This window comes from Pseudoduganella sp. UC29_106 (genome assembly GCF_044055365.1).
Lineage (GTDB): Bacteria > Pseudomonadota > Gammaproteobacteria > Burkholderiales > Burkholderiaceae_D > Rugamonas.
Map to the genome: position 1 here is coordinate 3,612,312 of NZ_CP171977.1, position 22,389 is coordinate 3,634,700.

Consider the following 22,389-nt stretch of genomic DNA (forward strand, 5'->3'; position numbering starts at 1 on the left):
ATAAAATACAATTGTAGACGTGATTATCGCCAATGCACACATATTTTTTTACGAGTGGGACTGAAACGATGTGGGATTGAACCGATGTGCCGGCACGCCTGCAGTGTAGCCGGCCTCCTTGATCTGCGCGAGATCGCGTTCGATCGCGCTGTGGGTGACCGTCGCTATAGGGATGGGGCGTGCAGTCGGAACGCAAGGTCCGCGTCGCGATCGACGGTAAGGTTGCCGTCCTTGTAGACCAGTTCCGCTACCTGAATGACCGTGCGCTGATGCCAGCGCGGATCCGCGGCCGCTTCGGCCTCGTTCTTCTGATGGACGAAATAGTAGATGAATGCACGATCGCCATCGACAACCACGTCCGCGTGCTGTCCTTTGAAGCGGTCGGTCGGCTCACGTCCCGGCTGGCCGAGGATGTAGCCGGGCTGCTCCGTCCAGTTGAGCGCATCCTCGGAACGCAGCACCACCAAGCCGTCCCACACGTCGACGATCAGCCAGTAGTGCCCTTTGAAGCGGAACGCCTTCGCCCCTCCCCCTTGGTCGGATTGACCGGCTGGTCGCTGACTTTGGTCCAGGTGCGCAAATCGCGGCTATCGGCTGCCAGGATCCGACTGCCGGCCCGCTCGTCCTTGTACCACATGCGGTAGCCCTGTCCCAGCTTCATGACGGTCGGGTCGATCATGCGTCCAGTGTCCAGCTTCACTGTACTTTCGCAGTCCCACTTGGCCAGGTCAGTGCTGGTCAGGTGCACAATGCGGCCGTCCGCCCCGGCCCGCCCCATCGGTGGAATATGCCCGGCACGACGGTAAGCCACATGTGGTAGGTACCGTTTTCATAGAGCACATCCGGCGCCCATGATGTCACGTCCGTGCACGCTTTCGGGAAATCCGCCGTCCCCTGGTAGCGCCAATGCACACCGTCCTTCGAAGTGGCAATGCCGATCGCTGTGCCATGCACCCATTCGACGTCTTGCGGATCGGGCAGCTTCATCGTCGCCCTGCGATTGGTGTAGAACATTTTCCACAGCTTCGCAGCCCGATCATAAACGATAGAAACGTCTGCCGCGCCGTCGAAAACGGGATCTCGATACAGCGGTTTAGGGGCAATGTCGCCAGCGTTTGCCCAGCTTGTAAAAGCGAGCGGCACTGCAGCGGCCAAGGTGGCAAGCAGGAATTTCATTCAATCTCCATGAGAACCGTATGCGTAATCTCGGTCAGAACGTTGGTTCTTTGCGGCTTGTTATTCGCCGGCGGCGTAAGTCACTTTGTCGATGTCTACATAGCCGTTATCTCCGACCGGATTTAACGTGAACAGCCCGACGCGGCTGCCGCGGTATGCGCCCCAGGTCAATGGGAAGCCGGCCAGTACCGTCTCGAATTGCTTGCCGTCGGCACTGATGGCAAAGCTGCTTTTCCCATCCAGCCCCCAGCTCGACCGCAACCAGATCGCGTCATGCGTCCACGGCTGCAGGCGCGTGTAGCTGCCATCGCGCGAGATTTCCACGTAGCGTATGCCGCCCGTCATGACGATGCCTGCCGAAGCGGTGGATTCGGCAGGATTGCCCGCGCGCGGCTGCGCCGTGAACTGGGACAGGCCGGCATGCTGCCCCTCGGCCATTCCCGTCAGTTCCAGCCGCGCGACAAACGACTGGCCGCTGCTGCGTACAACCCGCTGGGTCAGCACATTGCCGACCTTGAGCAGGTTGCCGCCATCCAGGCCAGAAAACCCATGCAACCGCAGGAAGCCGGCACGCTCCGACAGCGACCACTTGTCCATGCGGGGCTGATAGTTCCATTCCCATACCGGCGCCAGCATGTGCCCGTCAAAATTGTCGCTCCCCTGAGGGAACTGACGGCGCGAACCGGAAGCCGGCATGGTTGCCTCCCACACCATCGTGCCGATGCCGTCATGGCCGGGCCGCCCGATCACCGGCCAGCCATCGACCCAATGAACCGGCAGCAGGCTCGCCGCCCTGCCCGCCCAGTCGCCCGAGCCATGATGGGTCAGGAAATACCAGTTCCCATCCGGTCCCTGGAGAATCGCGCCCTGATTCGGCTCCATCGTGCCGCTTTCGCTATGCATCAGCTGGCGCTTCTCCGACCAGGGGCCGCGCAACGAGGCGGCGCGCCGCATCATCATTACGCGCACATCGCCGTGCACCTCGCTGAAAAAATGAAAGTACGTGCCGTTGAACTTATACAGCTTGTTGGCTTCACTGCCCTTCGACTGATAGATCACCCGGTCCGATGCGGCAATGAGCGTCTTGTTGTCGGGACTAAGCTCCCACAGGTGGATCTTGTAGCCGTCGCTGAAGTTCGTGCCGATGAAATACGCTTTGCCGTCATCATCCCAGAATGGCGCGCAGTCATCCCAGCCGGAAGCGTCCAGCATTTGATGCAGTGGCGTCCACGGACCTTCCGGCCGTTCCGCGCTGGTCATGAAATAGCCTTCATCCGGCGTGCCGAAATAGATCCAGAAGCGGCCGGCATGATGGCGAATCGCACCGGCCCAGATTCCCCGCCCGTAGCGGTTCATCTTCGTCCAGTTCAGTTCCGGCGAAATTCGCGTAAGGTCGGGCACGGCGTGACCGACAGTGCGCCAGTTCACCAGGTCGCGTGAATGAAGGATCGCCATCCCGGGCGAAAACTGGAAGGTCGACGAAATCGCGTAGTAGTCGTCACCGACACGAATGGCATCGAGGTCGCTGTAGTCGGCTGGAAGGATGGGATTGCGGTAACGGCCATTGCCAAGGTCACCCCACTGGGTCCAATCGCCCCAAGCCACTTGCTCCGCGGCCTGGCATGGGCTAGCGGCCACCACCGCGGCGGATACGCAAAGGCCGACGAAAAGCTGTGCAAAAGACATACGAACCTCAATAGGTACCTATCGTCACTTTCAGCACCACGGGCTTTCCGGTGAAATTCAGGCCGTGATCGACCTGGTCGCCGTTCCACACGCGTTCCGCCACCCACTTGCCGCCGGCATCGAAACGCCCTTCTTCGACGCGGTCCCACAACGATGGCTTGCCCGCATTGGCGCCATCGCCCTCCATCTTGATGCGTGCGTGCTGGCCGGTGATGATGAATTCATTGTCGCCGGTTTGCGCGATGGCCACTCCACCGCTCGGTGTTTCCGTCCCCGCCGGCACGTCCGTGGAATCCGACCACGTCTGCCTTGTGCCGAACTGCCACTCGCGGAACGACACCGTGGCTTTCCAGTTTTTGAGCGCGATGAATTGCGGCGCACGGTTTTCGCCTTCCGCCACGCCACGGGTGCGGCCCTCGAACGCCCACTTCGCCCACAAGCGCTCCATCGGCCGGAACACCGCCATGATCTTGCCAAACGGCTCGGCCATGGTCTTGTCCGTGGCTTTCGCCCCCAGCGGGTAATTGGTGTAGTCAAAATAATCGATACCGAAGGGCGCCACGCCCAGGGCGCCGCGGCCCAGGATCTGGTAAATGTAGCGCGCAAAATTGGCGGCGTTGCCGATTTCCGGCACCAGCAGTGCGTTGTCCCCACGCTGGTACAAGTCGAGGCTGGCGGTTACCTTGGCGGATTCCTGCTGATAAATGTCAGGAGCGGCGATATCGATGTGCGGCGCCGCAGCCTTGTAGATATCGATCACGTCGAAGTGCGGACCGCCCGGATTGAAGTCATTCTTCCAGGGCGCCATCGGCGCCAGAGGATTGCGCAGCGCATCGTTGACGTACATTGGCAGGTTATACGCTGCGCGCCCGGCCTTCGCCATTTCCTCGACATAGCGCGCGAAACCCCAGGCGTGGAAGTATTCGTCGGCATATGGGCCATACACTTCGCTCCAGGTGCCGGACGGCGGCGCGCCGGGCACCGGCGATTTTTTGTATGCCAGCACGGCCGGCGGCACGGGCTGGCGGAACGCCTCTTCGGCTTTCGGGCCGTAGTCGCGCGCCTGGCGCGCCGTGCCCATTTCATTTTCCACCTGCACCATGATGACGGTGCGCTGTTCTTCATCGATCTTGCGCAAATGCGTCATGAACGCCACAAACGCCTTGCGGTCTGCCTTCAGGGTTTCTTCGCCAAAAGGCGACATGCAATATATGCTCTTGCCATCCTTGTCGACCATGCGCGGAAAGCGCTGGTTGTCGAACTTCGCCCAGCCCGGCATATATTGGGGGAAGGTGTTTTTCCAGGCGCCGAACCACAGCAGCACCAGCCGCACCTTGTGCTCACGCGCCTGCTTCAGCAACTCGTCGACATAGCTGAAATCGAATTTGCCTTCAGTTGGCTCGACCTGTTCCCACGCCACCGGAATTTCCACCGTGTTGGCATGAGCGTCGGCCACGGCAGGCCACAGCAGTTTCAGCCCTTCCACGGAATTGGTGGAATTGTGGGCTTGAACACCCAGCATAGTGAATGGCGCACCATCGACCATCAGCGCGTAGCGTCCATCTTTCTGCACGAGTTGTGGAATCGGTGCGGCGGCTTGCGCCGGGGCGGCCAGCGCCAGCGCGCAAGCCAGCAGGGTCTTGACGGTACGGTGCTTCTGCACAGCGGGTCTCCTTGTTATTGTTGATCACGGCACGCGCATGTTAGCGATAACGTGACATGCGCCCATGCTAACAAAGGGCGTCTTTTGCCGTGTATAAATTTTGCCGGCACTGCTATGCCGTTTTCGCATAGATCAGTCCTTCCTGCGAGCGTGATGGCAAGGCGTCGGTAAGCGACACCAAAAAATTCCTCGACGTCCATGAACCAATGCGATAGCATCCCCCCAAATACGTTATCGATAACATTCTGATGCCTTGCCCGCTGCCTTGTGCTGGCGGTGACACGACCCGCGGCCGTAGGCAGCCAGAGTGATTAAAAGGAGGAGACATGAAGAGACGTAAAATTCTGCAACACTTGGCGGCGGCCATCCCGGCCATTGGCTTGTCCCGGCTGGCGCGCGCAGCGGCCGCAACAGCGCAGCGCAGACTGGAGCCCATGGCGACAGGACCGTTTTCCCCAGACTGGGCATCGCTGACGGCCTTCCAGACGCCCGACTGGTTCCGCAACGCGAAATTCGGCATATGGGCGCACTGGGGTCCGCAATGCGAACCCGAGTATGGCGACTGGTATGCGCGCGGAATGTACATTGAAGGGAGCCCCGCCTACAAATATCACGAACAAAAATACGGCCATCCGTCCAAGTTCGGCTTCAAGGATGTCATCCGCCGGTGGCGGGGCGAGCGGTGGGACCCGGATGCCCTGGTGGGTTTATACAAACAGGCAGGGGCAAGATACTTTGTCGCCCTGGCCAACCACCACGACAACTTCGACTTATACGACAGCAAGTATCAGGCTGAGTGGAATTCCACCAGGATGGGGCCACGCAAGGATTTGATCGATGGTTGGAGCAAGGCGGCGCGGCGCCACGGGCTGCGCTTCGGTGTCAGTGTGCACGCCAGCCATGCCTGGACCTGGTATGGCACGGCGCGGCTCGCGGATCGGGACGGTCCATCGGCCGGCGTGCCCTATGATGGCAAATTGCAGAGCGCCGATGGCAAAGGAACGTGGTGGGAGGGTCTGGACCCACAGGACCTGTATGCGCAAAACCACCCGCAGAGCGCAAGGGCGGCCGATCCGGCGGCGATCCACCAGCAGTGGGGCTGGGGCGCGGGGAGCGCCATCCCCGACCAGACGTACTGCGACAAATTTTACAATCGGACCGTTGACCTGATCAATGCGTACGATCCGGATTTGGTGTACTTCGATGACACCGCTTTTCCGCTATGGCCGGTCAGCGATGTCGGCCTGCGTATTGCCGCGCACATGTACAACCGTAGTATCGCGCGCCAGGGCAAGCTCGAGGCTGTTATCAACGGCAAGGTGCTCGATCCGGTTCAGCGCACAACCATGGTGTGGGACATCGAGCGCGGCCAAAGCAACGAGATTGAACCGCTGCCATGGCAGACCTGCACATGTATCGGCAACTGGCATTATCAGCGGGAGCTCTATGAAAAGAAGAGTTACAAGAGCGCCAAGACGGTGGTTCACACGCTGATCGACGTGGTCAGCAAGAACGGTAACCTGCTGCTCAGTGTGCCGGTGCGCGGCAATGGCACGATCGATGAGCAGGAGCACGCCATTGTCGAGGAAATCGGCAACTGGATGGCGCTCAACGGAGAGGGCATCTACGATACGCGCCCATGGTCCGTGTTTGGCGAAGGGCCGGGCATGGAAAAGGCTGCACCGCTTTCGGCGCAAGGTTTTAACGAAGGCAAGAACCAGCCGTTCACGCCGGCCGATATCCGCTTCACTACCAAGGGCGGCGCCGTCTATGCGTTTGTCATGGCATGGCCGGCGGACGGCAAGGTGGTCATCAAGTCGATGGGCGGTGCGAGCCCCTATTTGAAGCAGCGCATAGCGCGGGTCGAACTGCTTGGGCCGGGCAGCGTATTGCCGTTCGAGCAAACGGCGGATGGCTTGCATCTGACTCTGCCATCCAACGAACCCGCGTTGTCATATGCGGTTGCGCTGAAAATTTCGTAAGCAGCACGGCCACATCCGCAACCATGCCGGCTATTGGCCAAAAACATAGGACACGCTCGCGATCGAGGCCCCGAATGGTCCGACGCCTTCAGACCAATAATTGGTACCGCTGGGGAGAAATTCCTCGTAGGTGGCCTCAGTGTAAGGATCCTCCACCAGCGTGCCCGCGTGACGCATCAATTGAGTTGGGAAGGAAACCGGAACACGTTCCCATCAGGTAAAGGAAACGGCGGTAGCTTTCGGCAATTCTGCAAGCAAAACCCTAATGGGGAGTTCTATTATTGTTGTCGTGCATTAACTACGCTGTTATTCCAACTACGCATACTTGGGCCCATGCATTTTCACGTATCGCCAGGTGGTCAATCCGATCGCCATTGCGACTTTCTTCGCTGTGTCGTTGTCACCGAAGCCATGAACTACTTCGAGATCGAGCACATCTATGGGATCAAAGTCACCCTTTGTGGAAGCAGAAATGCCGCCATGGCGGGTTGTGTCAACGACGTCCCATTGCACTTTGGTTCCAATTTGCTTAGGGCCGATACCATCGCGCACCATGATTCTCGAGCGGGCATCGTCGGAATTGTCAAACGCAGGCATAATATCTTCATATTTCCATAGCCACCCTGCCTGAGGTCCCGTGTCCTCTGCCGTCAAGATCTATCAGGGCCGCTTCGGACGCGTCGCCCTGCTGGATATGGACGCGCCGCTGGTCGGCCATGCGCATCATCACTGCCATATTCTGCTTAAGGCGGGCGGCGCCGATGTCGCCTTTTCCGTGGGCGGCGAGCGCGCGCCCCTAACCGACGAGTCTGCCGTGCTGGTCAACGCCTGGGAGCCGCATGCCTATCTGCATGACGCGCCGCCCGGCCAGCGCACCGTCATTCTGGCGCTGTATATCGAGCCGTCATGGCTGGCCGATCTGCAGCGCTCGCTCGCGCTGTCCGGCCATCCGCGCTTCTTCTCGGAGAAAGTGGTCAAGATCGACAGCCATACGCGCCGCCTGGTGGAGAACTTCGTCATCGAAATGTGGTGGGCCGATGAAGTATCGCCCGAGCGCATGGAGGAGCTGCTGTTCAACCTCATCATTGCGGTCATCGAACGGGCTTCCGGCTGGCGCGATATCGTGGCCATGCTGCGCAGCAGGCCTGCCGCTGCCATGGATGCGCGCATCCGCCGCGCCATTGCGCTAATGCGCGAAGACCTGAGCCGCGAGCTGGACATCGATATGCTGGCCCAGCAGTGCGGCCTGTCGCGCGCCCATTTCTTCACCCTGTTCCAGCAGTCGACCCAGGTCACGCCGCTGGTGTATGCCAATGTACTGCGCTTCGAAGCGGCGATCCAGCGCCTGAGCCAGGGCAGCGACCCGGTGGGCGATGTCGCCTTTGACCTCGGCTTCTCGGCCCCCAGCCACTTTTCCCGCTTCTTCCGCCAGCATCTGGGCATTACGCCCAGCAATTACCGCCGCGTGGTGAACCTGTTCGAACCGCCAGACGCACCATCGGAAACAACCCTGGTCATCTGATGCTGCAGCGCAGCAGCGAATCCATCAGACTTTTGGGATAGTTTCCGGACCGCCGGGCTCATCTCCAGACCGCAGCGTTCCCGTCTCTCCTGCCCTGCCCCCTACACTGGGTCGCAACATCAGGCAGCAAACAGGAGACGGAATTGAACAGCGACGCAGGCGTCCTCCAGCGTCAAGGCCGGCGGCATGTTGGCCGCGACATGGCGCGCATCGAGGACCAAACTCTTTTGACCGGGCGTGGCCGCTACGGCGACGACGCACCACTGCGCAACGGCACGCTGCACGCGGCGATCCTGCGCTCACCTCACGCGCATGCACAGCTGCTGGCCGTGCACACCGAGCGGGCGCTTGCGCTGCCGGGAGTGCGCGCCGTGCTCACCGGCGACGATGTGCGGCGCTGGTCGAAGCCGTTCATTGTTGGCGTCAAGCAGCCAATGGAGCTGTGGGCGCTGGCGGTAGACAAGATCCGCTACGTCGGCGAACCGGTGGCCGTGGTCATCGCCGAAAGCCGCTACCGCGCCGAGGATGCACTGGAACTGCTGCAGGCCGACTACACGCCGCTGCCGGCCGTGGTGGACATCGAAAGCGCCATCGCGGCCGATGCGCCGGTGCTGCACGAGCAGGTCGGCAGCAATGTGGTGAGTGACCGCAGCTTCCGTTATGGCGATCCTGAAGCGGCCTTCGCCGACGCACCGCACCGCGTCAGCATCAGCGTCGAATACCCGCGCAACTCCTGCACGCCGATCGAATGCGCAGTGGTCATCGCCGAATTCATCTCGGCGCAGGACGGCTACGAGATCCAGTCCAATTTCATGGGCCCGTTCTCGCTGCACACCGTCATGTCCATGGCCCTGAAGGTGCCGGGCAACAAACTGCGCCATCGCACCTTCCCTGATTCGGGCGGCAGCTTCGGCGTGAAGCAGGCTGTGATGGCGCCGGCTGTGCTGATGTGCCTCGCTTCGCGCAAGGCCGGCGCGCCCGTCAAGTGGGTGGAGGACCGGCTCGAGCATCTGACCGCCGCCACTTCCGCCACCGGCCGCCTGTGCTACGCCTCGGCTGCCGTGCAAGCGGACGGCCGCATCACCGCCCTCTCGCTGGACCAGCTGGACGACTGCGGCGGCTATCTGCGTGCGCCGGAACCGGCGACCTTCTACCGCATGCACGGCTGCCTGACCGGCGCCTACGATGTGCGCAACCTGAGTGTGCGCAACCGCGTGGTGCTGACCAATAAGACGCCGACCGGTCTGGTGCGCGGCTTCGGCGGACCGCAGCTGTACTACGCGCTGGAACGCCTGGTGCAGCGCATTGCCGTGGAGCTGAACCTCGATCCGCTGGACGTTTACCGCCGCAACTTCATTCCGGCGCGCGCATTTCCCTACCGCGCGGCCGCTGGTGCGCTGCTCGACTCGGGCAATTACCAGAAGGCGCTGCAGATGGCTATCGACGATGGCGGCCTGCAGGCGCTGCGCGAACGGCAGCGCGAAGCGCACGCTGAGGGCCGGCTGTTCGGCATCGGCTTCGCCGCCATCGTGGAACCATCCGTATCGAATATGGGCTATATCACGACCGCGCTGACACGTGAGCAGCGCGCCAAGGCCGGCCCGAAAAACGGCGCCATCGCCTCGGCTACGGTGGCCATCGATCCGCTCGGCGGCGTCAACGTCGTCGTCGCCTCAGCGCCGGCCGGCCAGGGCCACCGCACCGTGTGCGCCCAGATTGCCGCCGACGCTTTCGGCCTCGATCCGCACGACATCAGCGTAAACATCGAGTTCGACACGGCCAAGGACGCCTGGTCGGTGGCGGCCGGCAACTACTCCAGCCGCTTTGCCGGAGCCGTGGCGGGCACCCTGCATCTGGCCTGCGAACGGCTGCGCGCCAAGCTCGCGCGCATCGCTGCGGCGCAATTCGGCTGCGGCGCGGAAGAAGTGGCGTTCGACGCAGGCCGGGTTTATCCGATGGGAGCACCGGAGCGCGCCCTTCCCTTTTCCCGCCTCGCCGCCAGCCCGCACTGGGCGCCGGCCCTGCTGCCTGAGGGCGAAAGCGTGGGCATGCGCGAGACCGCCTTCTGGACGCCGCCGCAGCTGAGCGCCCCGGACGACGAAGAGCGCGTCAACACTTCCGCCGCCTACGGTTTCGCCTTCGACATCTGCGCCGTGGAAGTCGACCGCGCCACGGGCCGCATACGCATCGACAAATACGTCACCATTCATGATGCCGGCAAGATCCTCAATCCCGGCATGGCCGATGGCCAGATTCGCGGCGCCTTTGCTCAGGGTCTGGGCGCGGCGCTGATGGAGGAGTTTCGCTACGGCGCGGACGGCAGCTTCCAGTCCGGCACCTTCGCTGATTATCTGGTGCCGACCACCTGCGAAGTGCCAGACCCATTGATTCTGCACCTGGAAACGCCAAGCCCGTTCACGCCGCTGGGCGCAAAGGGTCTGGGCGAAGGAAACAATATGAGTACACCGGTATGCATTGCCAATGCAGTGGCCGATGCGCTGGGCCACGCAGATATCACGCTGCCGCTCACGCCCGCCCGCGTGATGGCAATGCTGGGCATGGAAGACCCGCCGCCTTCGACGCCACTTTCGACGCCGGCGGCGATACCCGCCCAGTCTGCAGGCAACGTCGGCGCGGGCGGCAAAACCGGCAAAGGCCTTACGGCACAGGGGGAGATCGTGCTGGCGGCGTCGCCGGAAGCCGTGTTCGCGGTGCTACTCGATCCGCAGGCGCTGGCTAAGGTCGTCCCGGGCTGCAATGCGCTGGATACGATTGGGCCGAACCGCTACCGCGCCGACGTCACCGTGGGCATTGGCATGATTAAGGCGCGTTACGCGGCGGAGATTGCGCTGTCCGACATCGAAGCCCCGCACCGGCTGCGGCTGGTCGGATCGGGTTTGTCCGCCGTGGGCACAGCCAAAGGGAGCGGCCTGGTGACCCTGAGTCCTCAGGGCAGCGGCACCCTGCTGCGCTACGACTACGAAGCCGAAGTGTCGGGCAAGGTCGCCGCTGTGGGTGGACGCATGCTGGAAGGCGCGGCAAAGATCGTGTTGAAGCAGCTCTTCGAGCAGCTCGGACGACAGGCCGGCGGCCGTGACACTGTGGCGTCAGGAGCTGAACCATCATGGTGGCGCCGCCTGCTCGCGCGCCTGGGAGTAGCGCAATGAAGCCGGCAGCCTTTGACTATCTGCGCGCCGAAAGCGCGGCCGACGCAGCACGCCAGCTGCGCGAACTGGGCTCCGATGCGCGCATCCTGGCCGGTGGCCAGTCGCTGATGGCGGCGCTGAATATGCGCCTGGCGCAGCCGGCGGTGCTGATCGATATTTCGCGCACGCCGGATCTCGATTATGTGCGCGCCACCGACGGCATGCTGGCCGTGGGCGCTGCATCCACACAAGGCAGCGTCGAATGGCGCCCGGGCCTGCGCAGCGAAGTACCGCTGCTGGCGCAAGCCGTCCCCTTCATCTCCCACTTCCAGATCCGCAACCGCGGCACCGTATGCGGCTCGGTGGCCCACGCCGATCCCAGCGCCGAGATCCCACTGGTGCTGAGCGCCCTGGGCGGCGAGGTGGTGCTGCGCCATGGCGACAAGCGCCGCACGCTGGCCGCCGCCGACTTCTTCCAGGGCATGCTGATGACGGCGCGCGCGCCGGACGAGCTGGTGGAAGAAGTGCGCTTCCCACTGGCGCAGCCGGGCCAGCGCAGCGCCTTCACCGAATTTTCGGCGCGCCATGGCGACTTCGCCATCACGTCCGCCGCAGCAGTTGCCGACAAGCGCGGCCTGCGGCTGGCAGTTGGCGGCGTGGCCGACCGGCCGCAAGTCGCGCACTGGCCCGCCGATCTGCGTGGCGCTGACCTCACAACAGCCATCAACGATTTCGCCTGGTCGCTCCAGGCCCAGGACGACGTGCATGCCAGCGCGCAGTTCCGCCGCCATCTGGTGCGCCAGCTCGGCGCACAGGTGCTGCGTCAAGTTACGGAGGAGATCTCACAATGAAGACCACACTAACCGGAAACACCCCCCTGCCGCGCGACCAGCAGCACCCGGTGCGGCTCGAGCTGAATGGCCAGCAGCGTCAGGGCGGCTGCGAGGCGCGCAAGCTGCTGTCTGACTTCCTGCGCGAAGACCTCGGCGCCACCGGCACTCACGTCGGCTGCGAGCACGGCGTCTGCGGCGCCTGCACCATCCAGGTTGACGGCGTGGCAGCGCGCGCCTGCATGATGCTGGCGCTGCAGGCCGAGGGCCGCCGCATCCGCACCGTCGAAGGACTGTGTTCGCACGACGGCGAACTGTCCGATCTGCAGCAAGCCTTCCGCCGCCACCACGCGCTGCAGTGCGGCTTCTGCACGGCGGGCATCCTGATGAGTTGCGACGACTACCTGCGCCGCAAACCCGACCCCAGCGAAGCCGAAGTGCGCGACATGCTGTCCGGCCATTTGTGCCGCTGCACCGGCTACACCCCAATTGTCGCCGCCGTACTCGAAACCGCAGCACTGCGCCGAGCAACGTCCAACAAACCGAATGGAGACTGAGCCACCATGCTAGACCTAGGAACCACATTCTTGCAAAGCGTCGAACGCAGCCCGCAGGCATTGGCGCTGGTTGACGACGACGTGCGCTGGACCTACGTCCAATGGCGCACGGAGATAGCACGCGTTGCGTGCGCACTGCAGCGCATGGGCGTGAAGCGCGGCGACCGGGTGCTGTCCGTGCTGCAGAACCGGCACCAGGCGGCCACGCTGCACTGGGCGTGCCAGTTCGCCGGCATCGTGATCGTGCCGCTGAACTGGCGCGCCAAGCCGGAGGAGATCGACTATTGCCTGCAGGACGCCGAAGCCAGCGCCCTGTTCTTCGAAGGAGTGAGCGAATCGGCCACGCAATACAGCACGGCCGCCTCGCGCGTGCCGCGCATTGGCGTCGGTGCACTGAGCGGTGAGGTGGTCTGCGAGGCCTGGAACGACTGGCGCGCGGGTCCGGAGAGCGAACTGGCGCCGCAGGCCGACGCCGATGACCTGTCGCTGCTGCTGTACACCTCGGGCACCACGGGCAAGCCCAAGGGCGTGCCGCGCCGCCACCGCCACGAGCGGGCGGCCGCGCTGGCGCACGTGGCGCAGAATCTGTACCGCCATGGCGAGCGCACACTGGGCGTGATGCCGCTGTATCACACGATGGGCGTGCGCTCGCTGCTGGCGATGGCGCTGGTGGACGGCTGCTTCGTCTGCCTGCCGCGCTTCGACACGCACGCCGCGCTGAACCTGATCGAGCAGGAGCAGCTGACCTGCCTGTATCTGGTGCCGACCCTGTACCACGACCTGCTGACGCAGCGCGAACGCGACGGCCGCGGCAGCGGGCCGGGAACCGACCTGGCCTCGGTACGCAAGCTCGGTTTCGCCGGCGCGCCAATGCACGATGCGCTGCTGCAGCGCTTGCAGACGGCGTTCGCCCCGACGCTGTTCGTCAACCACTACGGCTCGTCCGAGGTGTACACCTTCGCGATCGACCAGGACGCGCTACGCAAGCCTGGCAGCGCCGGCCGCGCCGGCATCAACACCCGCCTGCGCGTGCTGAAGCTGGACCCACATGGCGTGGACGACATCGCCGCGCCCAACGAGGAAGGCCAGATCGTGGCCGACCTGCGCGGCGACGAAGCCTTCGAGGGCTACTGGAAGCGCGAGGACGCCAACGCCAGATCGCTGCGTGCAGGCTGGTACTTTACCGGCGATACCGGCTACGTCGATGCGGATGGCGATCTGTTCGTCACCGGCCGCGTGGACGACATGATCATCAGCGGCGGCGAGAATATCTCGCCGGTCGACATCGAATCGGTCATCTCGCTCTGCCCGGGCGTCAGCGAGGTGGCCGTGGCCGGCCTGTCGGACGAACGCTGGGGCCAGCGCGTGGTGGCGTTCGTCACGCGGCGCGACCAGCAAACGCCACTGGACGCCCCCACGCTCGATGCGCATTGCCGCAGTTCCGGCCTGCCCAACTTCAAGCGCCCGCGCGAATATGTGTTCGTTTCGGAGATACCCAAGTCCCCGGTCGGCAAGATCCTGCGCCGCAAGCTGGTCGCGGGCGACTACGCACCTGAAACCCGATAACCCATTACGTTCCAACTACTCAGGAGACCTGTATGACCTTGCTCACCCACCCTGCGCAACTGCTGCTCGAGAAACTGGACGGCTTCCGCGTCGACATCGATGCGTCCCGGGAGCGCGCCGATATCGTGCTGCAGCGCCCGCATTTCAATATCATCTCCATGGCGCAGCGCGATCAATTGCGCCTGGTGTTCGAGTCGCTGGACGCTAACCCGGCAGTGCGCGTGATTGTGCTGCGCGCCGAAGGCGAGAACTTCTCCAGCGGCGGCGACATCAAGGGCTTCCTTGAAGCGTCGCCCGAGCATGTGTCGCAACTGGCGTGGAATATCGCAGCGCCGGCACGCTGCAGCAAGCCGGTGATCGCCGCAACACGCGGCTACTGCTTCGGCGTCGGCTTCGAGATCTCGCTGGCCTGCGATTTCCGCATCGCGACCGACACTACCCTGTATGCGCTGCCGGAGCAGAAGCTGGGGCAGATTCCCGGTTCGGGCGGCTCGGCGCGGCTGCAGAAAATGGTTGGAATCACGCGCACCAAGGACATCGTGATGCGCTCGCGCCGCATTCCCGGCCCGCAAGCTTACGACTGGGGCGTGGCCACCGATTGCGTGCCGGACGCCGAACTGGAAGCGGCGACAGACCGCCTGGTCGACGAATTGCGCGCATTCTCGCCGCTGGCGCAGCGCACCGCGAAGAGGCTCCTCAACGATACCGAGGATTCCACGCTGACCGTGGCAATCGAGCTGGAAGGCCATTGCTACAGCCGCTTACGCAGCTCCGACGATTTCCGGGAAGGCGTCGAGGCGTTCCACCGCAAACGTGCTCCGACATTCAAGGGCAGCTGAAACCGGGGGCGGTGCGCCGCCCTCTCCCGATAGTCCACGCATTTCATCAACCTACAAAAACCTCAGGAGACAACCATGGCAGAGATTTCATTAGGCGCAGCCGATGCCGCGCCACTCGCGCCCAACCAGCGGCAAGTGCTGACCGCTGTCACGGCTTCGCTGATGGGCTGGGCGCTGGACCTGTTTGACCTGTTCATGCTGCTGTACGTGGCGCCGGTCATAGGCAAGCTGTTCTTCCCGTCGCAGCACGCAATGCTGTCGCTGGCGGCGGTGTACGCGTCGTTCGCAGTAACGCTGCTGATGCGCCCCCTGGGCTCCGCGCTCTTCGGCTCCTATGCCGACCGCAAGGGCCGCAAGGGGGCGATGGTAATCGCCGTGATGGGCGTTGGCCTTTCGACGGCGGCCTTCGGCCTGCTGCCCACTGTGGCTCAAGTCGGTCTGCTGGCGCCAGTACTGTTCCTGACGCTGCGCCTGGTGCAAGGCGTTTTCGTCGGCGGCGTAGTCGCGTCGACGCATACAATAGGCACTGAATCGGTAGCAATGAAGTATCGCGGCGCCGTGTCGGGACTGATCGGCGGTTCGGGGGCAGGCCTGGGCGCACTGCTTGCCTCCTTGACCTATCTGGCCATGTCGCAAATCTTCCCGGGCGAAGAGTTCAATGAATGGGGCTGGCGTTGCATGTTCTTCACCGGGATCATCAGCTCCGTACTGGGCCTCATGATTTTCAGCGGGCTGGAAGAATCGCCGCTTTGGAAGCAGCTCGCTGCGCAGAAGGCTGCCCGTCTGGTCGACGCGCGCCGCGAAGCGCCGCTCGATGCCGGCGTATCGCCACTGCGTACCGTGTTCTCGCCGCCGCACCGCAATGTGCTGCTGACCAATCTGCTGGTGACGATCGGCGGCGGCAGCGCCTACTACCTCACTTCCGGCTACCTGCCGACCGTGCTGAAAGTTGTCACGCAAACGCCCAACCACATCGCAGCCGGCATCCTGATGGTGAGCAGCATCGGTGTGATCATTGCCTCAGTGCTGGCCGGACATCTGAGCACCCTGATCGGCCGCAAACGTACGTTCATCGTGACGTCCCTGATCCAGCTTGCGGCCGGTCCGTGGCTCTACCTGCACCTGCCCGAAGTCAGCGACACATGGACGCTGGGCGTCTATGTCACGCTTCTGAGTATGCTCGGTTGCATCGGCTTCGCACCAGCGCTGATCTTCCTCAACGAGCGCTTCCCCACTTCGATCCGCGCCACCGGCACGGGCCTGTCCTGGAACATCGGTTTCGCTCTGGGCGGCATGATGCCTACCGTGGTGTCGCTGGTTAGTTCGGGACCGGGGGCGATCCCCTCCACACTTGCAATGTTCCTGGCCTGCGTGTCGGCGCTGCTGCTGATTGGCGGGCTTGTGGTCCCGGAGACCATGGGGCGTTTGTCCGAGGCTGGACGCAGCGACGACAGCTAATCCTTATGGAAGGTGGGCACGTATCTCATCGGCAGTCTGCCGCGACGCCTGCCGATGCGCGTAGCGCCCCATATTCGGCAAAATCGCGAGCGGCACATTGTTACGCTGGGCGAACTCCTCGCCCATTTCCTATATAGACGTGAGCGAGCGGCACGCAGGGCAGTAGGCTGGGATAGCCCCACATATCGGAAGCAAACAACCGATGACTTGGGCGCCCCACATTTGAGCGTAGCAGGTCATAGCGCCTGCGCCGTGAAGCATCGCCAAACTTAAACCGCATCAGACGCACCGCCCCAGGTACAGCCAATGCAATAGCACTTGCGCGACCAATCGCTGGCCGCGCGCGATCATGTACTATTCCATCGAAGTGCGAGTAACGAGCCAAAGGCTGTACTGAACTTTCTGCATCAGCGCTCTCGAAACTAAGTAAGACTCTTGCGGCAACATCTCATACCAGTAATGACGACCGACTGGTTTCCACGTTGACCCCGTACAAATGGATGTCCCTGCTCGTCGGCGAGAGAAAATGCCTGCGCAGCCTGGTCCGGATCACTGAATACGATGTCACGCAGGCCGCTCTCGCAGACGATAATGTACGCGGTTCCTCGGTCACCTGATCCCCTAAAAATGCTCGTCACTTAGTTCGCCATCACCTTCTCCAATGTGCCTGGCCCGGCCGTGATCATCGCGGCGGCAGTACAGACGGCTGCCCCTTCATTTCAAATTTCTATTCCACAAGCGACATCTCGCAACCAATCACCACCTCTTGCAGCTGCCGCTCATCGAGCCCGATCTAGCTCGCGATCTGTATATGGAGGCTGAGAGTCTGCGGAGTCTTCTTTCTCAGACGTCACCCAAGAACGCATGAGCGAGTGCCTGATACGGAAGCGACCTTTGCCGTCAAGGATTGGTCGAGCATTTTCCGAACTATCGTCCGGTTATCAAGAATGACACCTGGCCCCGGCAGAACGCGCCGCGGTCGGCCGCCCTCTCATGCAAATGCCTTTGTGAATAATTTCACATGAAACGGGAGTTTCTGGGAATTTACGAAGATGGGATGTGCTGCATAGAATCAATACATCTCATCCAACAAGGAGGAACACCATGGAAAACTTTCAAATGCATATAGGCGGTGAATCGCGCAACGCCATTAACGGAGGCACCTTTGAAAGCATGAACCCATACACCGGAAAGGTCTGGGCGCAACTGCCGCGCGGCAATGACGCGGATGTCGACTTCGCCGTGCGTATTGCACATGACGCCTTTAAGAATGGTCCATGGTCACGCATGACGGCGACGCAGCGCGGGCTGATCCTGCACCGCATCGGCGACGTTATGACTGCCAACGCCGACCTGCTGGCCGATCTGGAAGTTAAGGACAACGGCAAATTGAAGGCCGAGATGCTGGTTCAGATGAAATATCTGCCCCAGTGGTTCTACTACTTTGGCGGCATGGCGGACAAGGTTGTTGGCGAGGTCACGCCGATCGACAAACCAGGGATCTTCCATTACAGCACGTATGAGCCGCTCGGCGTCGTAGCCGCCATCGCGCCTTGGAACTCACCGCTGCTGCTGGCATTGTGGAAAGTCGCTCCAGCGCTGGCCGCCGGGAATACGGTAGTCATTAAGCCGTCGGAGTTTTCATCCGCTTCCACCATCGCCTTTGCTGAAATGTGCACAGTTGCGGGCTTGCCTCCAGGCGTGGTCAACGTCGTTACCGGCTTTGGTCCGGAGGTCGGGGAACCATTGGTCACTCATCCGCTGGTGGCGCGCGTGGCATTCACTGGCAGCGAAAATGGTGGCCGCATGGTGTATCAGAACGCTGCGAAGACATTCAAGCGTGTGTCGCTGGAACTGGGCGGCAAGTCAGCAAATATTGTCTTTGAAGATGCCAACCTCGATGATGCCGTCAAAGGCGCGGTAGCCGCCATCTTTGCGGCTACCGGGGCAGAGCTGCATGGCTGGCTCGCGACTGTTGGTGCACTCCAGTATCCACGATGAGTTTGTCGACCGCCTGCTCAACTTTATGAAGGCCGCACATCTGGGCGACCCGATGTCGCCCGAAACCGATATGGGGCCAGTCTCGACCGAGCCACAGCTGGAAAAAACGCTGTACTACATCGACGTCGCGAAGCAGGAGGGCGCGCGCTGTGTACTGGGCGGGCACCGCTCGACGCGCCCCGGTACGGAACAAGGACTGTTCGTTGAACCAACGATTTTCGTCGACGTGCGTAACGACATGCGTATCGCTCAGGAAGAGGTGTTTGGGCCGGTCGTGGCTGTCATCAAGTTCGACACTGACGACGAAGCAGTGGCCATCGCCAACGATAGCAACTATGGCCTCGCGGCAGGTGTCTGGACGCGCGACCTGCAGCGCGCGATGACCATCCCGAAACAGCTCGAGGCGGGCACGGTCTGGGTCAATGCTTACCGTATGGTGAGCTATCAGGCTCCGTTCGGAGGCGTTAAGGCATCGGGCATCGGACGCGAAAACGGTATGCGTGCGATCTACGAATACCTCGAGGCGAAGAGCGTTTTCATCAAGCCTGAACTGGGTTCTGAAAATCCATTCATCCTTAGCTAAGGCGATCGAAGCACGTCCAAGTTCGGAGGCCAGCGACGTGCTTAATCAATATTAAAGCAACAAAATATGCTGCCCAGACGTGATGATTGACACTTCCTTCCGCGCAATGCTCCTCTACGCAGCCCGCGCCGCTTCTGGGGCGACGATTGCTTTATTGATTGCCATGTCGCTTGGTTTGGACGAGCCGCATTGGGCGGCATGGACAGTCATTTCCGTGAGTCTTCCGGCCAGCGGGGACGCGTTCCAGAAATCGTTATATCGAATGCTCGGCACGCTGGTCGGTGCTGTCGCGGCATTTCTTCTCGTGATTGGCAGCCTTGGCGCTCACGCGCTCCTGATCTGCCTGCTAAGCGCATGGTTAATCACATGTGTGTACATTGGACTTCGTCTTCAACCCGCCGCCGGATATGCTGCGGTGCTTGCCGGATATGGCGCGGTGGTTGTAGCGATAGCATCTGTTGATGCCAATGGAGGTATCCACGAACTGGCCTTGTTGTCAGCTACGCGCTTTGCGGCAATCGCTATTGGCGTCATAACGTCAATCATACTTCTCGCCACGACGGAAATGACGCCGCCGCAATGGTGCGCCATTGCTGGAGATGTCTTTAACTTGGGTTCAACATGGCGCGTGTTTGCTACCTGCGCAGAAGAGCAGCATAAGCGGGCGCTGTTCGGTGCGTTGAGAGCAGGGGCATGCTTACAGCTCGCGGGAATGGCATGGTTATCAATTCACTGGGAAGGCGGTGGGTTACTTGTTTCGTTCACCGGCATTACTGCCGGCTTGTTCTCTATCCGTGCCAATCCCAAAGGGGCAACTATTCATTTCATGTGCGCCGCCGTCGCCGGCGCCCTCAGCGCGTTGATGTTGCATCGCTGGCTGGAATTACTTTCCACCGCGCCCCTGGCACTGCCAATAGCGCAGGGAGTGCTGGCTTTCACGGCCGTACTATTGGCCGCGATTTTTGGTAATGGTTTTTTTGCCTCTTGCTATTGCCTGGTCCTGTTTGTCCTCGCCGATCCACAGACATTCGCGGTCAGCGATAGGGCGAGCTTGGCAGCAAAAGGAGCCGGCATACTCGTGGGCTCAGGCATTGCGCTGCTGGGCTATCTGGTGGAGCGGAACAAGCGTCGGCAGTAGCGCGCGGCGGCTACGATTATCACGGCACCGGGCACGCTTCGCGCCGTTTCTCCTGCGCCCGGATGCACGCTCCCAGGTCAGTCGAAGCAATCGACCAGGAAGGACATGACCGCCTGTATCCGCGGCGCGCGGCGCAAGTCGTTGTGCACCGCGATCCAGACTTCGCGCACCAATTCTGCACCAACATGCGGCAAACGAACCAGACGTGGATCCGCACTGCCCATGAAATCGGGAAGAACCGCAATCCCTACGCCAGTAGCAGCAGCCGCCGCCTGTACCGCCAGGTCATTGCTACGCAAGACAATCGATGCACCGCCTGCTTGAGTTTGCAGCCATACTTGCTGAGGCGTGTCGTCCATGCTGGGGCCATAAGCGATATACGACCGCTTCTCGTGCTCAGCCAGATAGGCCGGCGTGGCGTATAGCGAAAACGGAACTGTTGCGATCTTGCGAACCACCACGTCATCGTCCACAGGGCGGCTAAGTCGGACGGCGATGTCAGCTTCACGTCGCACCAGCGAGACATTGCGCGTGTCGCCATCCAGGCGGATGTGTAAAGCAGGATGTTTTGCACGCAGTTTTGACAGCCGCGGCGCGATAAGGAATGCTGCCATGTTTGGCGGAGCGCTCACGGCCACTTCCCCAGCTATGACAGATTGCCCGGCCGATGCGGTCCGCTCGACCGCCAATGACTCAAATTCCATCCGTTTGCCCAGCTCGGCAATGCGCTCGCCGTCGGCAGTCAGGAAATAGGCCCGCGGGCGGCGTTCTACGAGCTTGAGCTTCAAAGCATCTTCCAGCGCGGCGACCCGGCGGGCAATTGTGGCGTGGTCAACATTCAGCCGCCGCGCCGCCGCCGACAATGACTTTTCCTGCGCAAATGCGTTGAAGTGGCGCAAATCTTCCCAGTCGAACATATGCATTTTTTCACAAGCCAGGTTAATAATTGGGGAATTTCGCTTGTAAAGCAAAGCCAGCAGAATAGCAAACATCTGACCATCGGAGTAGAAAATGAATCCGCACGACATCCCCGCCACGTCGCTCATGTGTACTGCCGGCGTCCCCCGTTCGGTATCCGGACGCCGGATTGCCGTCGCCGCTTGGATGGTGACGGCTGTATTCATCCTCTCCAATTCCGCCACCCCCTTGTATGTCCACTGGCAGCATCGATTCGCATTTTCTGCGGCAGTGAGCACCATCATTTTCGCGGCCTATATTGTCGGTCTGATCGGCGCCTTGCTCCTCGCAGCACTGCTATCCGACCGGTTTGGCCGCAAAGCGGTATTGGTGTCCGGTTTTCTGCTGGCCATGCTCGCTTGTGCCGTGTTCAGCATCGCCGACTCGGCGTATGCACTGGTGGCAGCCCGTTTTTTGACCGGCGTCGCGGTAGGCATCATCGTCTCCACCGGCATGGCGGTCGTTGTCGAGGTCGGAGGGGCTGAGCGAAAACGCCAGGCAGCGCAGGCGGCGTCTATCGCCATGGTGCTCGGCGCGGGTCTGGGTCCGCTCTTGGCGGGTGCGTTCGCGCAGGTGATGGCACAACCAGTACCGGTTATTTTCGGCATCGAATTAGTACTGTTGGCAACGGCGCTCGCAACCGTGCTCGCCTTGCCGATTCCGGACGTCAGGAGTGCCCGTATCGCGTGGAGACTGCCCTCGGTCCTGCCGCAGCATCGTTTGTATCTGGCGTCAGGCATCGCCGTATTTGCGCCAGGCCTTTCGGCGACATCATTCGTACTGTCGCTGGGCCCGGCGTTGCTGTCCAGGCTTCTGCATGTCAGCAGTCCATTGCTTGCGGGCGGTACCGCCTGCCTCATGTTCATGAGCGCGACCGGCGTGCAGTTAGCGGTGAAGAGTCTGCCAGTGCGTACCATCCTTCTGATCGGCGCGACCTCAACGGCCCTGGCGATGGTCGCTCTGACGACGGCGATTCATACAGAAACGCCTGTTGTGCTGCTGATTGCCGCGAGTCTTGCCGGTATGGGCCAAGGGCTAGGACAGCTTGGCGGCCTGAGCGCAATCGGGATGCACGTGCCGGATGGTCAGCGCACGGAGGCCATCTCCTTGCTAAACATCGGGGCATACGTTCCGGCCGGTCTACTGCCCGTCGCCAGCGGTTTCCTGATGGACCATATTGGCATGGGCGCAGGAGCAACGTCATTTGCAGCAGTGCTGATCATTGGAGCAGCCATAGCAGCGTACTTTGTTGCGACACACCAGCCGCGATCAATTAATTTCTAGG

The 22,389-nt window shown here is 61.8% G+C and carries 17 protein-coding genes and 1 pseudogene; 11 read left to right on the forward strand and 7 right to left on the reverse strand.

All coding sequences use genetic code 11. The features are described from left to right. Positions 1 to 164: 164 nt before the first annotated feature. The 5 genes from ACHMW6_RS18200 to ACHMW6_RS18220 all read right to left on the reverse strand — a co-directional run bounded on the left by ACHMW6_RS18200 (position 165) and on the right by ACHMW6_RS18220 (position 4,525). Positions 165 to 479: a hypothetical protein gene (locus tag ACHMW6_RS18200; RefSeq protein WP_395408471.1), complete on the reverse strand. Its 315-nt coding sequence runs from the start codon at positions 477 to 479 to the stop codon at positions 165 to 167. An 8-nt stretch (positions 480 to 487) separates the two neighbouring features. Then, positions 488 to 748: a hypothetical protein gene (locus ACHMW6_RS18205; protein ID WP_395408472.1), complete on the reverse strand. Its 261-nt coding sequence runs from the start codon at positions 746 to 748 to the stop codon at positions 488 to 490. Then, positions 739 to 1,176 (reverse strand): hypothetical protein, encoded by a 438-nt coding sequence (locus ACHMW6_RS18210; RefSeq protein WP_395408473.1) that lies wholly within the window; start codon positions 1,174 to 1,176, stop codon positions 739 to 741. The genes ACHMW6_RS18205 and ACHMW6_RS18210 overlap by 10 nt, the downstream gene beginning before the upstream one ends. A gap of 60 nt (positions 1,177 to 1,236) precedes the next feature. Beyond that, positions 1,237 to 2,781: a family 43 glycosylhydrolase gene (locus ACHMW6_RS18215; protein WP_395408474.1), complete on the reverse strand. Its 1,545-nt coding sequence runs from the start codon at positions 2,779 to 2,781 to the stop codon at positions 1,237 to 1,239. A gap of 88 nt (positions 2,782 to 2,869) precedes the next feature. Further along, entirely contained in the window at positions 2,870 to 4,525 is a 1,656-nt protein-coding gene (locus ACHMW6_RS18220) for a DUF5597 domain-containing protein (RefSeq protein WP_395408475.1), read from the reverse strand. Positions 4,526 to 4,851: 326 nt separating this feature from the next. Here ACHMW6_RS18220 and ACHMW6_RS18225 point away from each other — a divergent pair, with 326 nt between their 5' ends. Further along, on the forward strand, positions 4,852 to 6,507 hold the full coding sequence (locus ACHMW6_RS18225; RefSeq protein WP_395408476.1) for an alpha-L-fucosidase: 1,656 nt from the start codon (positions 4,852 to 4,854) through the stop codon (positions 6,505 to 6,507). 315 nt (positions 6,508 to 6,822) lie between these two features. Here ACHMW6_RS18225 and ACHMW6_RS18230 read toward each other — a convergent pair whose 3' ends face one another. Beyond that, the gene (locus tag ACHMW6_RS18230; protein ID WP_395408477.1) at positions 6,823 to 7,161 is read right to left on the reverse strand and encodes a hypothetical protein; all 339 of its coding nucleotides are present in this window, start codon (positions 7,159 to 7,161) and stop codon (positions 6,823 to 6,825) included. On the opposite strand from ACHMW6_RS18230, the gene ACHMW6_RS18235 reads away from it, so the two are divergent. The 9 genes and pseudogenes from ACHMW6_RS18235 to ACHMW6_RS18275 all read left to right on the forward strand — a co-directional run bounded on the left by ACHMW6_RS18235 (position 7,145) and on the right by ACHMW6_RS18275 (position 20,147). Beyond that, the gene (locus ACHMW6_RS18235; RefSeq protein ID WP_395408478.1) at positions 7,145 to 8,029 is read left to right on the forward strand and encodes a helix-turn-helix domain-containing protein; all 885 of its coding nucleotides are present in this window, start codon (positions 7,145 to 7,147) and stop codon (positions 8,027 to 8,029) included. The genes ACHMW6_RS18230 and ACHMW6_RS18235 overlap by 17 nt on opposite strands. A gap of 200 nt (positions 8,030 to 8,229) precedes the next feature. Further along, the gene (locus tag ACHMW6_RS18240) at positions 8,230 to 11,196 is read left to right on the forward strand and encodes a molybdopterin cofactor-binding domain-containing protein (protein WP_395408641.1); all 2,967 of its coding nucleotides are present in this window, start codon (positions 8,230 to 8,232) and stop codon (positions 11,194 to 11,196) included. Then, positions 11,193 to 12,026 carry an FAD binding domain-containing protein gene (locus tag ACHMW6_RS18245; RefSeq protein WP_395408479.1) on the forward strand — a complete coding sequence of 278 codons (834 nt, stop codon included), beginning with the start codon at positions 11,193 to 11,195 and terminating at the stop codon, positions 12,024 to 12,026. Before ACHMW6_RS18240 ends, ACHMW6_RS18245 begins: the two co-directional genes overlap by 4 nt. Further along, on the forward strand, positions 12,023 to 12,562 hold the full coding sequence (locus tag ACHMW6_RS18250) for a (2Fe-2S)-binding protein (protein WP_395408480.1): 540 nt from the start codon (positions 12,023 to 12,025) through the stop codon (positions 12,560 to 12,562). Before ACHMW6_RS18245 ends, ACHMW6_RS18250 begins: the two co-directional genes overlap by 4 nt. Before the next feature lie 6 nt (positions 12,563 to 12,568). Continuing rightward, entirely contained in the window at positions 12,569 to 14,128 is a 1,560-nt protein-coding gene (locus ACHMW6_RS18255) for an AMP-binding protein (protein ID WP_395408481.1), read from the forward strand. A gap of 32 nt (positions 14,129 to 14,160) precedes the next feature. Beyond that, the gene (locus ACHMW6_RS18260; RefSeq protein ID WP_395408482.1) at positions 14,161 to 14,967 is read left to right on the forward strand and encodes an enoyl-CoA hydratase/isomerase family protein; all 807 of its coding nucleotides are present in this window, start codon (positions 14,161 to 14,163) and stop codon (positions 14,965 to 14,967) included. An 84-nt stretch (positions 14,968 to 15,051) separates the two neighbouring features. Continuing rightward, positions 15,052 to 16,425, forward strand: a complete 1,374-nt coding sequence (locus ACHMW6_RS18265; protein ID WP_395408642.1) for an MFS transporter — start codon at positions 15,052 to 15,054, stop codon at positions 16,423 to 16,425. 1,104 nt (positions 16,426 to 17,529) lie between these two features. Beyond that, positions 17,530 to 19,009, forward strand: a pseudogene (locus ACHMW6_RS18270) (aldehyde dehydrogenase). A gap of 82 nt (positions 19,010 to 19,091) precedes the next feature. Further along, complete coding sequence (locus ACHMW6_RS18275; RefSeq protein WP_395408483.1) at positions 19,092 to 20,147, forward strand: FUSC family protein; 1,056 nt, start codon at positions 19,092 to 19,094, stop codon at positions 20,145 to 20,147. 77 nt (positions 20,148 to 20,224) lie between these two features. Here the strand turns inward: ACHMW6_RS18275 and ACHMW6_RS18280 are convergent, their stop codons facing one another. Continuing rightward, a complete protein-coding gene (locus ACHMW6_RS18280; RefSeq protein WP_395408484.1) occupies positions 20,225 to 21,193 on the reverse strand; it encodes a LysR family transcriptional regulator in 969 nt (322 codons plus the stop codon). On the opposite strand from ACHMW6_RS18280, the gene ACHMW6_RS18285 reads away from it, so the two are divergent. Continuing rightward, complete coding sequence (locus tag ACHMW6_RS18285) at positions 21,159 to 22,388, forward strand: MFS transporter (RefSeq protein ID WP_395408485.1); 1,230 nt, start codon at positions 21,159 to 21,161, stop codon at positions 22,386 to 22,388. The two genes, ACHMW6_RS18280 and ACHMW6_RS18285, sit on opposite strands and share 35 nt — an antisense overlap. Position 22,389: the final 1 nt, after the last annotated feature.